Source organism: Ruegeria sp. CDSA020, assembly GCF_059612345.1.
Genome location: NZ_JBXWQK010000006.1, coordinates 239,843 through 253,726, shown reverse-complemented (window position 1 = coordinate 253,726; position 13,884 = coordinate 239,843). Strand labels below are relative to the sequence as shown.

16 protein-coding genes and 1 other RNA gene are annotated in these 13,884 nt (G+C 57.4%); 12 read left to right on the top strand and 5 right to left on the bottom strand.

What is annotated here, in order from left to right; genetic code table 11:
* Nucleotides 1-3 precede the first annotated feature (3 nt).
* The 5 genes from AC2FJW_RS12810 to AC2FJW_RS12790 all read left to right on the top strand — a co-directional run bounded on the left by AC2FJW_RS12810 (nt 4) and on the right by AC2FJW_RS12790 (nt 3,062).
* On the top strand, nt 4-696 hold the full coding sequence (locus AC2FJW_RS12810; protein WP_496694768.1) for a hypothetical protein: 693 nt from the start codon (nt 4-6) through the stop codon (nt 694-696).
* On the top strand, nt 647-1,363 hold the full coding sequence (locus tag AC2FJW_RS12805) for an N-acetylmuramoyl-L-alanine amidase (RefSeq protein WP_496750316.1): 717 nt from the start codon (nt 647-649) through the stop codon (nt 1,361-1,363). The genes AC2FJW_RS12810 and AC2FJW_RS12805 overlap by 50 nt, the downstream gene beginning before the upstream one ends.
* Before the next feature lie 123 nt (nt 1,364-1,486).
* Nucleotides 1,487-1,878: RNase P RNA component class A (rnpB, locus tag AC2FJW_RS12800), an RNA gene on the top strand.
* Between the two features lie 281 nt (nt 1,879-2,159).
* The gene (gene rpmG / locus AC2FJW_RS12795) at nt 2,160-2,327 is read left to right on the top strand and encodes a 50S ribosomal protein L33 (RefSeq protein ID WP_007799108.1); all 168 of its coding nucleotides are present in this window, start codon (nt 2,160-2,162) and stop codon (nt 2,325-2,327) included.
* Between the two features lie 216 nt (nt 2,328-2,543).
* Nucleotides 2,544-3,062, top strand: coding sequence for a hypothetical protein (locus AC2FJW_RS12790; RefSeq protein WP_142636739.1), 519 nt, complete (start codon nt 2,544-2,546; stop codon nt 3,060-3,062).
* Between the two features lie 157 nt (nt 3,063-3,219).
* Here the strand turns inward: AC2FJW_RS12790 and AC2FJW_RS12785 are convergent, their stop codons facing one another.
* Both AC2FJW_RS12785 and AC2FJW_RS12780 read right to left on the bottom strand, forming a co-directional pair.
* The gene (locus AC2FJW_RS12785; protein ID WP_496694770.1) at nt 3,220-3,996 is read right to left on the bottom strand and encodes a Bax inhibitor-1/YccA family protein; all 777 of its coding nucleotides are present in this window, start codon (nt 3,994-3,996) and stop codon (nt 3,220-3,222) included.
* Between the two features lie 181 nt (nt 3,997-4,177).
* Nucleotides 4,178-4,387: a DUF1127 domain-containing protein gene (locus AC2FJW_RS12780; protein WP_142636743.1), complete on the bottom strand. Its 210-nt coding sequence runs from the start codon at nt 4,385-4,387 to the stop codon at nt 4,178-4,180.
* Between the two features lie 125 nt (nt 4,388-4,512).
* On the opposite strand from AC2FJW_RS12780, the gene AC2FJW_RS12775 reads away from it, so the two are divergent.
* Nucleotides 4,513-5,394, top strand: coding sequence for a LysR family transcriptional regulator (locus AC2FJW_RS12775; RefSeq protein WP_142636745.1), 882 nt, complete (start codon nt 4,513-4,515; stop codon nt 5,392-5,394).
* Between the two features lie 7 nt (nt 5,395-5,401).
* On the opposite strand, the gene AC2FJW_RS12770 is transcribed toward AC2FJW_RS12775, so the two are convergent.
* On the bottom strand, nt 5,402-6,358 hold the full coding sequence (locus tag AC2FJW_RS12770) for an NADPH:quinone oxidoreductase family protein (RefSeq protein ID WP_496750248.1): 957 nt from the start codon (nt 6,356-6,358) through the stop codon (nt 5,402-5,404).
* Nucleotides 6,359-6,697: 339 nt separating this feature from the next.
* On the opposite strand from AC2FJW_RS12770, the gene AC2FJW_RS12765 reads away from it, so the two are divergent.
* The 3 genes from AC2FJW_RS12765 (at nt 6,698) to AC2FJW_RS12755 (ending at nt 9,354) form a co-directional block, all read left to right on the top strand.
* Nucleotides 6,698-7,069 carry a helix-turn-helix domain-containing protein gene (locus AC2FJW_RS12765; RefSeq protein ID WP_142636749.1) on the top strand — a complete coding sequence of 124 codons (372 nt, stop codon included), beginning with the start codon at nt 6,698-6,700 and terminating at the stop codon, nt 7,067-7,069.
* A gap of 44 nt (nt 7,070-7,113) precedes the next feature.
* Complete coding sequence (hisN, locus tag AC2FJW_RS12760; protein WP_496750247.1) at nt 7,114-7,905, top strand: histidinol-phosphatase; 792 nt, start codon at nt 7,114-7,116, stop codon at nt 7,903-7,905.
* Between the two features lie 114 nt (nt 7,906-8,019).
* Nucleotides 8,020-9,354: an 8-oxoguanine deaminase gene (locus AC2FJW_RS12755; protein ID WP_496694773.1), complete on the top strand. Its 1,335-nt coding sequence runs from the start codon at nt 8,020-8,022 to the stop codon at nt 9,352-9,354.
* Here the strand turns inward: AC2FJW_RS12755 and guaD are convergent.
* Nucleotides 9,351-10,640, bottom strand: coding sequence for a guanine deaminase (guaD, locus tag AC2FJW_RS12750; RefSeq protein WP_496750315.1), 1,290 nt, complete (start codon nt 10,638-10,640; stop codon nt 9,351-9,353). The two genes, AC2FJW_RS12755 and guaD, sit on opposite strands and share 4 nt — an antisense overlap.
* A 140-nt stretch (nt 10,641-10,780) precedes the next feature.
* On the opposite strand from guaD, the gene mgtE reads away from it, so the two are divergent.
* Nucleotides 10,781-12,175, top strand: a complete 1,395-nt coding sequence (mgtE, locus tag AC2FJW_RS12745; RefSeq protein ID WP_496750246.1) for a magnesium transporter — start codon at nt 10,781-10,783, stop codon at nt 12,173-12,175.
* On the top strand, nt 12,172-12,729 hold the full coding sequence (locus tag AC2FJW_RS12740) for a 5-formyltetrahydrofolate cyclo-ligase (RefSeq protein ID WP_496750245.1): 558 nt from the start codon (nt 12,172-12,174) through the stop codon (nt 12,727-12,729). Before mgtE ends, AC2FJW_RS12740 begins: the two co-directional genes overlap by 4 nt.
* A gap of 8 nt (nt 12,730-12,737) precedes the next feature.
* On the opposite strand, the gene AC2FJW_RS12735 is transcribed toward AC2FJW_RS12740, so the two are convergent.
* Nucleotides 12,738-12,971, bottom strand: coding sequence for a putative hemolysin (locus AC2FJW_RS12735; RefSeq protein WP_142636759.1), 234 nt, complete (start codon nt 12,969-12,971; stop codon nt 12,738-12,740).
* Nucleotides 12,972-13,058: 87 nt separating this feature from the next.
* Between AC2FJW_RS12735 and AC2FJW_RS12730 the strand changes: the two genes are divergently transcribed.
* Nucleotides 13,059-13,874 carry a TIGR00282 family metallophosphoesterase gene (locus tag AC2FJW_RS12730; protein WP_496750244.1) on the top strand — a complete coding sequence of 272 codons (816 nt, stop codon included), beginning with the start codon at nt 13,059-13,061 and terminating at the stop codon, nt 13,872-13,874.
* Nucleotides 13,875-13,884: the final 10 nt, after the last annotated feature.

Below are 13,884 nucleotides of genomic sequence, written 5' to 3'. Positions count from 1 at the left end.
TGGATGCGCTTTTCGATTCTGATCCCCGCAATCGGGCTGATGGCCGCCTGTAACACGGTGGCTCCGGTTCAGGGTACAGGGTTCAACACCCCGACTTATCAGGCGCAAAGAGAAGCTGAGCTGGCAGGGCAGGGCGGCACTGGAAGCCCTCTACCGGAACCCTATGAGGTCTCGCAACAACCTCTGGGGTCGTCCACATCGGGCGCGGATGGCGCTGACCTGGCCACGGCCACTGCTGCAGCGCTTGCAAGCACCTCGACGCAGGCGACCGCCACTTCAGCATCGGTGCCGACTGCCAGCAACAGTGGCATCTCTGACGAACAGGATTTTGCTGCGGTTTCTGAACGTCGCAGTATCGAAACCGATGCTGCTCGAATCGAACAGAACAGCCAAACCTATGAGGTTGTCGCCCCAACCGCGGTTCCGCAACGCGGAGCGGATGGTCAGCCAAACATCGTCCAATACGCGCTGAGCACATCCAATCCGGTCGGTGCCCAGCTTTACAGCCGTGCGGGGTTCAACCTGCAGGCCAAGGCACAGCGGAATTGCGCGAAATTCCCATCGGCGGACCAGGCGCAGATCGAGTTCCTGTCAAATGGCGGTCCCCAGAAGGACCGCAAGGGGCTGGACCCTGATGGCGACGGATATGCTTGCGGCTGGGATCCCAGCCCGTTCCGCAGTGCCGTCAACAACTGATCCAAAGCCCATCTGGCACCCATCCCCCAATTTCGGAGATCGCCGGGATGGGCTGACGCCGTCATTGATCGTTTTGCACTACACCGCAATGGACAGTGCACAGGCTGCGCTGGATCGCTTGTGTGACCCGGCCTTCGAAGTCTCTGCGCATTACCTGATCGGTTCCGATGGCACGCTTTGGCAAATGGTGCGCGAAGAGGACCGGGCCTGGCACGCCGGGGCAGGAGAGTGGCGCGGGCGAACCGATATCAATTCGCGTTCGATTGGGATAGAACTGGACAATCTTGGCACCCATCCTTTTCCCGAACCTCAGATGACCACGCTTGAGTGGCTTCTGGCCCGTATCATGGCCCGATGGGCGATTGCACCGGACGGGGTTATCGGCCATTCCGACATGGCTCCGGGGCGCAAGGTCGACCCCGGCCCTCGCTTTCCCTGGCAACGGCTCGAACATCTCAATCTTGCTGGCCAACGTGGCCAGGATGACGGCCCGCAAGAGGCCTCGATGCCGCTGTTCCGTGCGTTGGCGCAACAGATGGGCTTTTCGCCCGAAACGGACGACGACACGCTGCTTGCCACCGTGCGTCTCAGATACCGCCCTTGGACCAAAGGCCCGTTGGAACCTGCGGATTTCACCCCGCTCGGCCATGCGGCGCTCTGGACCTGATCGGCTTTTCATCTGACCAAAAATATCTCGGGGCTGAATTGACCGCAGGCCAAGAAGGGGCTGCCCCTTAACGCCCTATCGGCCCTTGACGCGGCCTGACACTGCGCATACCCACGTCTCCGCGCGGAGGGCCGGATGGCTGCTGGGGCGTAAGCCCGAGAGGAAAGTCCGGACTCCACAAGACAACGGTGCCGGGTAACGCCCGGGCGGGGCAACCCGACGGAAAGCGCCACAGAAATCAGACCGCCATGCGTGCATGGTAAGGGTGAAACGGTGGGGTAAGAGCCCACCGCGCCCCTGGCAACAGGGGTGGCACGGCAAGCCCCACCGGGAGCAATGCCAAATAGGGTCCCCACGCGGGCAGGTCGGCGTCCGCCGATACCGCCGCTAAGTGCGTCTTGGCCGAGAGGGACCGGGTTGGCAGCTTGAGCCGTGCAGCAATGCACGGCCTAGAGGAATGGTCATCGAAGGGGGCAACCCTGGAACAAGATCCGGCTTACAGGCCCTCCGCGCGTTAATATTGCTAAGACGAATCGCGTTGTTCCACAGGTGGGTCACGGCTGGAGTCATCCTTTGATAAAGGTCTTGCTGTGGCTGCTGAGCTGGCATCCCTTGTGGCCGAAATGGCCGCGTTAAGGTCTGCGATAAGCTGGGTGCAGGGACGATCTTGTGTTTTGATGAAATCTGCGCCGATCTACCCGAATTCAGGTTGACTCGGCTGCATGACCGGGTAAAAGCGCACGCTCATAGGAATTCAACCGAAAGGCCCCTGCCTTTTCGGACGCAGGAGATAACCATGGCGAAGCCGACGACAATCAAGATCCGTCTGAACTCGACCGCGGGCACGGGCCACTTCTATGTGACCAAAAAGAACGCGCGCACCATGACCGAGAAAATGACCGTTCGTAAATACGATCCGGTCGTTCGGAAGCATGTCGAGTACAAGGAAGGCAAGATCAAGTAATCTGCCGTCCAGCTTGGACAGAATAACAAGGGTCCTGTTTCGACAGGGCCTTTTTCGTTTGCGCGACGATGTTTCATACCTGAATCTATCGGGTCAAGGCAGCCGGAGCGCGCTTGGAGGCCGTTGCAGCGAAGCATCAGCAGCCGAGGCATTCGTTTGCCCGCTGGGTTGCTTTTTGGAGTGTATTGCAACTACGCTTGAGCTAACCGTTCCAAAATGTTGGCCGTCATGAAAAAAATCTTGTTATCCACAGCAACTATTCTGGCTCTCGCAGCCTGTGAAGACCCCTATAACCGCGAGGGTGTTGGCTTTACGGGCATTGATGGTGAGCCGCGGAGCATCAGCGAAGTGCCGGGTGCGGCGGCGTTTGTTCCAGAGTCCACCAATGTTCCCGCAGAGTTGGCAGAGCTGCCCCCGGTCAGAGTTTCAACGGACGAGACCGATCCGGGTAAAATTGCACGTGTTGCAATAGAAAATGGCGCGCGCAGCGATACCAGCGCAGTAGTCGTTTCCGGCTCAGATACAAACCTGTTCCTGAGCACTGTTGAAGTGAACGGAACGCTTTTCGGCGTCGTGCGTACCGAAAATAGCCGCACCAGGGTTCCGAATACGATTGGTGCAAACTTTGGTACTGGCGCTGAACAATTCACTGGCTGCTTGCCTGTCGGCGACGTTTATCGCAAAGGTTCAGAAAAGCGCAGCTCCGGATTTGCTGTTCAGTTGAACTGCAGCTAAATTCATATTGCTGTGGAATTGAAGGGCCTCTCATCGTCAGGATGAGAGGCCTTTTTTGTTGCGGCATTCGAGCCTAAAGCCAGTGCGCTAACCAGAAAGAACAAAGGCGGACCAATCGGCCCGCCTTTGACATTTTCAAAATGGTTGGTGGTCCGGACTATTCACGGCTTCCAAACAACTGCAGCAGGAACATGAACATGTTGATAAAGTCCAGATACAGGCTCAGCGCGCCCATGATTGCGGCTTTACCCAACCATTCCTGGTCGCCCGAATGAGCCATCTGCAGGTAGGTGGTTTTGATCTTTTGCGTGTCATAGGCGGTCAGACCAGCAAAGATCAGAACGCCGATCACCGAGATCGCGTACATCATCGCGGGTGACTGCAGGAAGATGTTTACAACCATCGCCACGATCAGGCCAATAAGACCCATGATCAGGAATGTACCCATTCCGGACAGGTCTTTCTTGGTGACGTAACCGTACAAGGATAGTCCTGCGAAAGCGATCGACGTGATCAGGAACACCTGAATGATCGACATGCCGGTAAAGGCAATGAAAATCCAACTGATCGACAGGCCCATCACTGCTGCGAATGCATAGAACACCAGCTGTGCAGCTGCGGCGGACAAGCGGTTAATACCGGCGCTAAAGCCAAAGATGAACGCCAGCGGTGCAAACATGATCACCCAGCGCAGAGGCGATGTATAGATCGCGGCACCCAGCGACGTCAGATAGGTGCCCGAGTTTATTTGCCCGGCTGCCGCCGATGGGTCGGTTGTGGTAGCTAGCCCGGAAACGGCCCAAGCCGCCATGAATGTAATCAGCATGCCCACGGACATTGTGCCGTAGACTTTGTTCATATGGGCGCGCAGGCCCTCGTCAATCTGGGCAGCGCGCGTACCGGTCGCCGTCCGGATCGTGTCAAATTGTGCCATTAAAAGGTCTCCCTCCACATATTCTTTCTGCGTCCCGATGTCAGGCCGCGCTCCTCGCAAATATCGGCAAGTGCGGGCTGTGTTTCAAGGGTTTAACGTGGGAAACAGGCTAAAACACGCAACAAAAATGGCGGCTTCGAGGTGTCAGCCGCCATTCAGTGGTAAAAGTAGTGGATTAGGTTCATTTTTGCCAGAATTCCGGAGCATCCCATATGCGGCGTTTTGCTTCGGCTTCGGCCTCTTCACGGGTAATGCCGATATCGAGAAGGGCGCGGTCGTCCAATCTGGCGAGCTGACAGCGTTGGCGCCGTAGCGATAGCGCATCCAGAACAGAAGTGAGCTTAAAGCGCTGCCGCGGCTTGCAATATGTTGAAGCTGTGATTTGCGTCATAGCCTTGTCCTTTCGGTTTTGCTGATGTGTTGTGCCTATTGCATCAACTTCCTTGATTTATATGGAGGGCTGTGACACATTTTGAAAATGAATATTATTGAACACATCCATAAGGAATCGTGAAGATGCGAAATCTGGACATCACCACTCTCCGCTCCTTTGTGGCAGTTGCCGATCAGGGTGGCGTGACGCGGGCAGCCGGTTTCCTGCACCTGACACAATCTGCCGTATCGATGCAGCTAAAGCGGTTGGAGGAGCTTTTAGGTCTGGAGCTGCTGGACCGAAGTGGCAGAACCATCGCGCTGACAGCGTCGGGCGAACAGCTTTTGGCCTATGCCAGACGCATGATCTCGTTGAATGACGAGGTGATGTCCAAGCTGACGGATCAGGCCTATGAGGGCGAGGTCGTTCTTGGTGTGCCGCATGATATCGTCTATCCGGCGATCCCCCGGGTGCTGCAGCGATTCAACGCGGATTTCCCACGCGTCCGTGTGCAGCTTATCTCCTCCTATTCGCTGCAACTGAAGGATATGTTTAAGCGCGGAGACTGCGATTTGATCCTAACGACCGAGGCGACAGTGGGGCAAGGGGCCGAGACGATTGCCGAGCTTCCTTTGCGCTGGATTGGTGCGCCGGGCGGGTCTGCCTGGCGAAAACGCCCCATTCCGCTAGCGCTTGGGCGTCGGTGTCTGTTCAGGCCGCAGGTCATTGCTGCGCTGGACGCGGCTGGAATTCCCTGGGAGCTTTCGGTGGAAACCGAAAATGACCGTACTATCGAGGCAACGGTCAGCGCCGATTTGGCGGTTCATGCCATGCTCGAAGGGACAGAGGCCGCACATCTTGCCCAGATCGATTCGGGTGGCGTCCTGCCAGAGCTTCCCGCGCATATGATAAATCTGTATGGCGGCGAAACTGGCCGCGGGGCCGTGGTTGAGGCGTTGGCGACGCTGGTGCGCCAGAACTTTCGTTTGCTTGGGGGGGTGCCGCTCAAAGCCGTTGTCGGTTGATCATCCCTCAGGGGGTTATGACGACTTTCCCGGTGGCCGTCCTGTCGCGCAGCATGGCCAGTCCGCGTTCGGCTTCGGACAGGGGCAGAACATGGCTGATATGCGGTTTGATGCGGCCCTCGCTATGCCAGCGAAACAGCGTTTCAAAGCTGTCCGTCACAATCTGAGGTCGAAACTTCAAGTAGCCTCCGATGTAGAGCCCGATAACTGTCAGGTTCTTGACCAGTAGGTGGTTGGCCGGAATTTGAGGCACCTCACCGCCCGCAAAGCCAATGGGCAAGATGCGACCTTCGGGGTTGGTCGCGCGAAAGGCGGCTTTAAACACATCGCCGCCGATCGCGTCATATACGACATCCGCGCCTCCTAATGCCTGGACACGGGCGCGGAGATCTTCGGATGCGTCGATCAGATGATCGGCCCCGGCCCTCTGTGCCACCTTGAGTTTCTCACTGCCGCGCGCCTGCGCAATAACCGTGGCGCCCATAAGCTTGCCGATCTCTACCGCCGTCAGGCCGACGCCACCTGCCGCACCGGTCACCAGCAGGGTTTCGCCGGGCCTGAGCCGCGCACGATGATCCAAAGCAATATGGCTGGTGCCATATGTGATCTGAATTGCGGCGGCGTCTTCAAAGCTCATAGAGTCAGGGATTGCGATTGCACGATCGGCGTCGAACACTCCGAATTCAGCAAGGCCGCCCTGGCCGGAATAGACAGCGACGCGGTCACCCGGGTTCAGGTGGCGTACATTGTTTCCAATTTCTCGAACAATCCCTGCGACTTCCATGCCCAAGGAAAAGGGCGCCACCGGGGTGTCCTGATACGTCTCCTTCTGCATAAGGAGATCCGCAAAATTCAAACCGCAGGCTTTGATTTGAATGCAGACCTGGCTGTCGCCGGGTTCTGGCGGGTCAATATTGCAAAGCTGGGCCTTGGCCCCGTTGGTCTGGATATGAAACGCCAGCATGATTTGGCTCCGTCTTTTCGGGCATAGGTCAGTGCTGTCGTGGTCTTGTCAATCTGTTACCCTGCTGAAGACCCCGTTAATCCGGTGTTGATCGGGTGATTGTTTCTAGATTGGAAGCAACGTGTGCGCGGTATTCACAACACAACTATAAACCATTGTTTGTGGAAACAGATTCAACCTTCTTGAAAAAAGCGCCAAAAAACGTAATAGTGCGCTATGGTGCTGATTTGGGGGGCATGTTCCAAATTAGGGAGTGGTTAAGTCGGGCTCGCTAATGTTGCGGTAACAAAGCATGTTGCGCACCCGTTTCAGTTGTGTGTGTAAGGGAGGATAGTACCAATGACCCATCACGTCGATGTCCATGTGGGCAAACGCGTCAGGCATCGCCGCTGGCTGATTGGCATGACCCAACAGCAGTTGGCACAGCAAGTTGGTATCAAGTTTCAGCAAATCCAGAAATATGAAACCGGTGCCAATCGAATCAGCGCGTCTCGTCTTTGGGACATTGCCGAGGCATTGGATGTTCCCGTCAGTTTCTTCTTTGAAGGCCTGGAAGAGGTCGAGAAAGGAAGCTCGGATAAGAAATCGGTACCTGCAGACCTTATGGGCGACAAAGAGGCCCTGGATCTCGTCCGCTCTTACTATGCCATACCGGAAAACCAGCGTCGCCGCTTGTTCGAGCTTGCGCGCGTTCTGAGTGATGTTGCCTGATTTCGCGGGTTGACTCTGATCCTGACGGAACGCACGGGTAGCGTATGGATAAGATGTCGCTGAGTGATCTTGAAGTAGCTGAAGAAATGGCCGACGCGGCGCGTGCGGCCATTCTTCCTTTTTTCAGGCAGTCTAATCTTGAGACTTCGAATAAGCTGGATCAGGGATTTGATCCGGTCACTGTCGCCGACCGCGCAGCTGAAAAAGCTATGCGCGCGGTTTTGGCCCGACATCGGCCCCAAGATGGAATCTTTGGCGAGGAATATGGGCAGCACGAGGGGCAAAGTGGCCGAACCTGGGTTCTGGATCCGATCGACGGCACCCGAGGGTTTATCAGCGGGACACCGACTTGGGGCGTTCTGATTGCGCTTAGCACGCAGGACGGGCCAATCATGGGGATCATCGACCAGCCGTATATCGGGGAACGCTTCATCGGCTCAGCGGATATCGCGCGAAGCCATGGTCCTACGGGCGATATGTCCCTGAAGACCCGGTCAACACCTTCTCTGGACCAGGCGATTCTGTTCACGACCTTCCCCGAGGTCGGCGCGTCGGAAGATCGTGCCGGGTTTGAGGCCGTGTCACAGCACGTACGCCTGACCCGCTATGGGATGGATTGCTATGCTTATGCTCTGCTTGCAGCGGGTCAGGTGGATTTGGTGATCGAAGCAGGTCTGAACGCCTATGACATTCAGGCTCCAATCGCCGTGATTCATGCGGCTGGCGGTATCGTTACAGACTGGCAAGGCGGCCCCGCCCATAATGGCGGTCGGGCTCTGGCGGCGGCAAACCCGGATATTCACGCAGCTGCGCTGGAAATTCTGCGCAACTTCTGAAAACTGTTGCGGCGACCCGGCGAGCGGATTAGCCTTGAGCCGGCTGGTTCTTGTGCCCGTTTTCCGCCAGCTTTTGCACTCCATGCATGAAACGGGCGATGCAAGGAGAGCAAGATGACTGATATCCTCATCAAAAATGCAGACACGATCCTGACCATGGATGACCAGCGCCGTGAGCTTTCTGGCGCGGATATTCTGATCCGAGATGGACAGATTGAACAGATCGGCCATGGGTTGCAGGCGAGCGCTGAGATCCATGATGCAAGCGGATGTGTGGTTACGCCCGGCCTCGTGAACACGCACCACCATCTGTACCAGACCCTGACCCGCGCCGTTCCTGGCGGGCAGGATGCGCTTTTGTTCGGATGGCTGAAAACGCTCTATCCGATCTGGTCGCGATTTGGCCCCGAAGAGATGTTCGTATCCGCCCAGATCGGTTTAGCCGAGCTGGCGTTGACGGGATGCACGCTCAGTTCCGACCACTTATATTTATATCCGAACGGTGCGCGTCTGGATGACACTATTGCTGCGGCTGCCGAGGTTGGCCTGCGGTTCCACCCAACACGCGGCGCCATGAGTATTGGTGAAAGTGATGGTGGCTTGCCGCCGGATTCACTGGTCGAAGCCGAAGCAGATATTCTCGACGACATGATGCGTGTGGTCGACGCGTTTCACGACCCGTCAGAGGGTGCAATGTGCCGGGTCGGGTTGGCACCTTGCTCGCCGTTCTCTGTCAGTCGTGACTTGATGCGTGACACGGCCATTCTGGCCCGTGACAAAGGCGTAATGCTGCACACACATCTGGCCGAAAATGACGAGGATATCGCCTATTCTCAGGAACAATTCGGGTGCCGTCCTGGTCAATATGCCGAGGATTTGGGATGGACCGGGTCAGACGTTTGGCACGCCCATTGCGTGAAACTGGACGGGGCAGAGATTGATCTATTTGCCCGGTCCCGGACTGGCGTGGCCCACTGTCCCTGTTCGAACTGCCGGTTGGGCTCGGGGATAGCACCGGTAAGGTCGATGCGAGATAGTGGCGTGCCTGTGGGTCTTGGCGTCGATGGGTCGGCCAGCAATGACAGTGGCAATCTGATCCTCGAGGCGCGGCAGGCCATGTTGTTGCAGCGTGTCGCCAGCGGTGCCGATGCCATGTCCTCTCGCGAGGCGCTTGAAATTGCCACGCGGGGTGGGGCGGATGTCTTGAACCGACCTGATTGCGGCCGTCTGGCTGTCGGAAAGCGTGCCGATATAGCCATTTGGAATACGCGCGGCATCGAAAGCGCGGGCAGTTGGGATCCGGCAGCCCTGTTACTTGCCGGTCCGACGAGGGTAAAGCACCTGTTTGTCGAAGGCCGTCAGATCGTGCGGGACGGGCAGATCGCAACGCTGGATCTGCCCCGGGTGATTGAACGGCAGAACCGATTGGCCCTTGCCTTGCAATCCTAGGTCCTGACAGGTTGACCTGCGATCCAAACCTCGGCAATCGCCCTGTCATCGCCCATCATGATGGTGGGAAAGAGGGCCTCCCACAGGTCATCGGCGCAGGCCTCGCGCTGAGCTATGGCCGGGGTGGAGGCGAGATCGAGCACGATCAGGTCGGCCTCCATTCCCGGGGCGATATTGCCGATGCTGTCATCCAGCCTCAGCGTTCGGGCCGACCCTACGGTGCCCAGCCACAGCAGTTGCGCGGCGTGCAGCGGCGTTCCGCGCAGTTGTCCGATCTCATAGGCCGATGCCATCGTGCGCAGCATCGAGAAACTTGAACCGCCACCAGTATCCGTTGCCAGACCAACCCGGTGTCCGTCGCGCATCAACCCTGCCATGTCGAACAGGCCTGACCCGATAAAGGTGTTTGAGGTCGGACAATGGATCAACGCAGCGTCGACCTCACGCAGTCGGTCGCGTTCACGTGCCTCAAGGTGGATGACGTGGCCATACAGGCCGTTGGGGCCCAGCAGGCCGAACTTTTCATAGGTGTCCAGATAATCGCGGGCGTCGGGAAACAGCTCGCGTACCCAGGCAATTTCATCAGTCTGTTCGCTGAGATGGGTTTGCATCAGGCAATGGGGATGCTCTGCCCATAATGCGCCCATGGCCTCTAGTTGTTCGGGTGTGGAGGTGGGTGAGAAACGCGGCGTAATCGCATAGGACAGGCGGTCGATCCCGTGCCATTTCTCAAGCAAAGTCTGGGATTGGTCATAGGCAGTTTGCACGGTATCTCTCAGGCCATCGGGTGCGTTGCGATCCATGCAGGTTTTGCCCGCAACCACACGTTGACCGCGTTGTTTGGCCGCAAGGAAAAAGGCATCAACACTCTCGGGATGGATGGTGCAATAGCTGCACATCGTGGTGGTGCCGTGTGCCGCTGTCAGGTCCAGATACCGGTTGGCAATCTCAGAGGCATAGGCTGCATCCCCGAATTTCATCTCTTCGGGGAAGGTATAGGTGTTCAGCCAGTCGATCAGGCGTTTGCCCCAACTGGCGATCATGGCGGTCTGCGGATAATGCACATGCGCATCAACAAATCCTGCAAGGATCACGTGCTTACCATGATCCACGACTTTTGCCTCGGGGTGGGCATTGTTCAGACTGTCGGCATCCGATACGCTGGAAATCCGACCGTTTTCGATCAGAACCGCTTCGCTGATTTTCACAGCCTTGGTCGGTTCGCCCTCGAACGGGGTGCCAGTGAAACTCAGGACACGCCCTTTCAGCAGCGTTTTTTGCGCCATACTCATTCATCTCCGCCTGTCTGGGACTGCGAAACAGCATAGGGGCAGGAAAGTTGTCGGTAAATCGGCGCATTGTCATTGTTTTCCGGTAGCTGCTTCTTCTATTTAGGGGCCAATGGGCGAACAGAGCGGGGGCAGATATGACAACAGGTATTAACGAACCCGTAACTGAACCGACTTCTGATGATGACGCCTATGCGCTGGATCGTCGAACGGTAGCATCCATTCTGTATGCAGTTGATGTCGATGACCGCGAAAAGCTGATCGAATTGATGGACCCGCTGCACGCTGCCGACATCGCCGACCTTCTGGAACAGATCAACCCCTATGACCGCGCCCGGTTGATCCGTCTGTATGACAAAGAGTTCGACGGCGATATTCTGTCTGAACTGGACGAAGGTGTCAGGGAAGAAGTTATTGAAGTCCTGCGTCCCGATGTTCTGGCGGATGCCGTACGCGACATGGAAAGCGACGATGTCGTCGATCTGCTGGAAGACCTTGAAGAGCCCCAGCAAGAAGCCATCCTGGGTGCGCTGGAGGATTCCGAACGGATCGCGGCCGAACAGGCGTTATCCTACCCGGAAAACTCGGCCGGTCGGCTTATGCAACGCGAAGTCGTCATGGCGCCCGAGCATTGGACGGTTGGGCAGGCCATTGACTTTATGCGTGCCAATGACGGGCTGCCGGACCAATTTTACCATGTGGTCCTGGTTGACCCGCGTCTGAAGCCAACCGCGCAGGTCACGCTGGGCAAGCTGATGGCCACTCGGCGCGAGGTGGCTCTGCATGAGATTGCCGAAGAAGAATTCTACACCATCCCGGTCGATCAGGACGAAGAAGATGTGGCTTATGCGTTCAATCAGTATCACCTGATCTCGGCCCCGGTGGTGGATGGTGACGGACGGCTGGTCGGGGTGATCACCATTGATGACGCGATGGTGGTTCTGGATGAGGAATACGAAGAGGACATGTTGCGTCTTGCCGGCGTCAGCAACGAAAGCTCGCTGTCCGACAGTGTGGCCGCGACAAGCAGGCGCCGCCTGCCGTGGTTGGCGGTAAACCTGTGTACTTCGATCTGCGCCTCGCTGGTGATTTCCCAATTCGAGGCGGCGATTGATCAGTTGGTGGCATTGGCCATTCTGATGCCGATTGTGGCCTCGATGGGGGGCAATGCGGGGACACAATCGCTGACCGTCGCAGTGCGAGCCCTGGCAACGCGCGACCTGACAGGTGCGAACGTGATGCGGGTGATCCGACGGGAACTGCTGGTGGGCATGTTGAACGGGCTGTGTTTTGCCACCGTTCTGGGCGTGGTGGGAATGTATTGGTTCGGCTCGCCGTTGCTGGGTGTCGTGATTGGCTCCGCTCTGGTCGTGAACATGGTGATCGCAGGCTTTGCAGGTACGGTAGTACCGGTCGTGCTGGACCGGATGGGTATTGACCCGGCGCTGGCTTCAGGGACCTTTGTGACGACAACGACGGATGTCATGGGATTCTTTATCTTTCTTGGGCTTGCCAGCGTGGTGCTATTGTGACCGATCTGACCGAAATCAAAGCTGCCGCGCGCAAAGCGGCCTTTGCCCGGCGCAAATCTGCGTTTGATGCAAATCCGCCCGGTGCCGCCGGGCGACTATCTGAAATTCTGGCCGGGCACCGCGGAGTACCCCTGTCGGGTTATATGCCCATCCGGACCGAGAGTGACCCGCTGCCCGCCATGGCCGAGGCGTCCGCTTATGGCCCGGTTGGCGTACCGGTTATTCAGGCGGTCGGGCAGCCGCTGAAATTCTCTCGCTGGACGCCCGAAGGCAGGCTGAAGGATGGCCCGTTTGGCGCCAAGGTGCCTGAGGTCGATGACTATTTCGATCCCGAAATTCTGATCGTTCCGCTGGTGGCATTCGATGCAAATGGAGGGCGTCTGGGTTATGGGGGTGGGTTCTATGACCGGACATTGGAAGGGCTGCGCGCGAAACGCCCGACTCTGGCCATCGGTTTTGCCTTCGATGCGCAAGAAGCAGACAGGTTGCCGCTGGAACCGACGGATCAACCGCTTGATATGGTTGTCACCGAAAGCCGCGTGTTGACCATTTAACCAGCCTATCAGCCCTGGTTTTTGGCGCGGAAGTATTCCCAGGCGTTTTTCTCGGTCCCATCAGGCAATATGCACACGCCGGTCTGGCCATTCTCTCCGTCCCGAATTTCATACCTCCCACCGCTGTCGATGCAATAGATGGCCGAGGGGTTTGGCAGCTGTGGGTTTGAGTTGACCGCTTGCTCTTCCGAGCAGGCAGCAAGGGTGGCACAGACACCAAAGGTCAGACCGATCCGAAACATAAAGAATCTCCTAAATAAAGAGTTTTGCCGTTCATTGGGTCAGCTTAACGGCTTGTACTTGCGAATTGCCACACTTAGACGGTTTCTATGAGGATACTTTTTCTGGGTGACGTTATGGGCCGCGCTGGACGCGCGGCTGTTCAGCAACATCTGCCACGTCTGCGCGACGAATGGCGGCTGGATTTCGTGGTGATCAATGGTGAGAACGCCTCGAACGGAATGGGTTTGACCGGGGATCATGCCAAGCTGCTGTTAGATGCAGGGGCGGATTGCCTGACGCTGGGCGACCACGCTTTCGACCAGAAGGACATGTTGCAATTCATCGAGAGCGAACCGCGCATTGTGCGCCCTGTTAACTTTGCCAAGGGTGCTCCGGGACGCGGGCACCGTCTGTATACCGCGCCGGGCGGGCGCAAGGTTTTGGTCGTACAGGTGCTGGGGCAGGTCTTTATGAAGCGGCCCTTCGATGATCCGTTTTCGGCGATCGAGCCAATTCTGAAGTCGCACCCGCGCGGCGGTCAGGCCCAGGCGATCATCGTTGATATGCATTGCGAGGCCACATCCGAAAAGATGGCGATGGGGCATTATTGCGACAAGCGCGCCAGCCTCGTGGTTGGAACCCATACGCATGTTCCGACCGCGGATGCTCAGATACTTCCGGGGGGAACAGCCTATCTGACCGATGCCGGGATGTGCGGGGATTACGATTCTGTCATTGGTATGGAAAAGCTAGAACCGATGCGTCGGTTCATCACCGGGATGCCCAAGGCGCGGTTTACGCCTGCAAATGGCGAAGCAACGCTAAGCGGTGTGTTCGTGGAAACCGATGATCGCAATGGTCGGGCAAAATCCGTGCAAATGGTGCGCGTTGGGGGTCGCTTGCAACAAGCCGGGCCGCAATAGCGCGACGTTG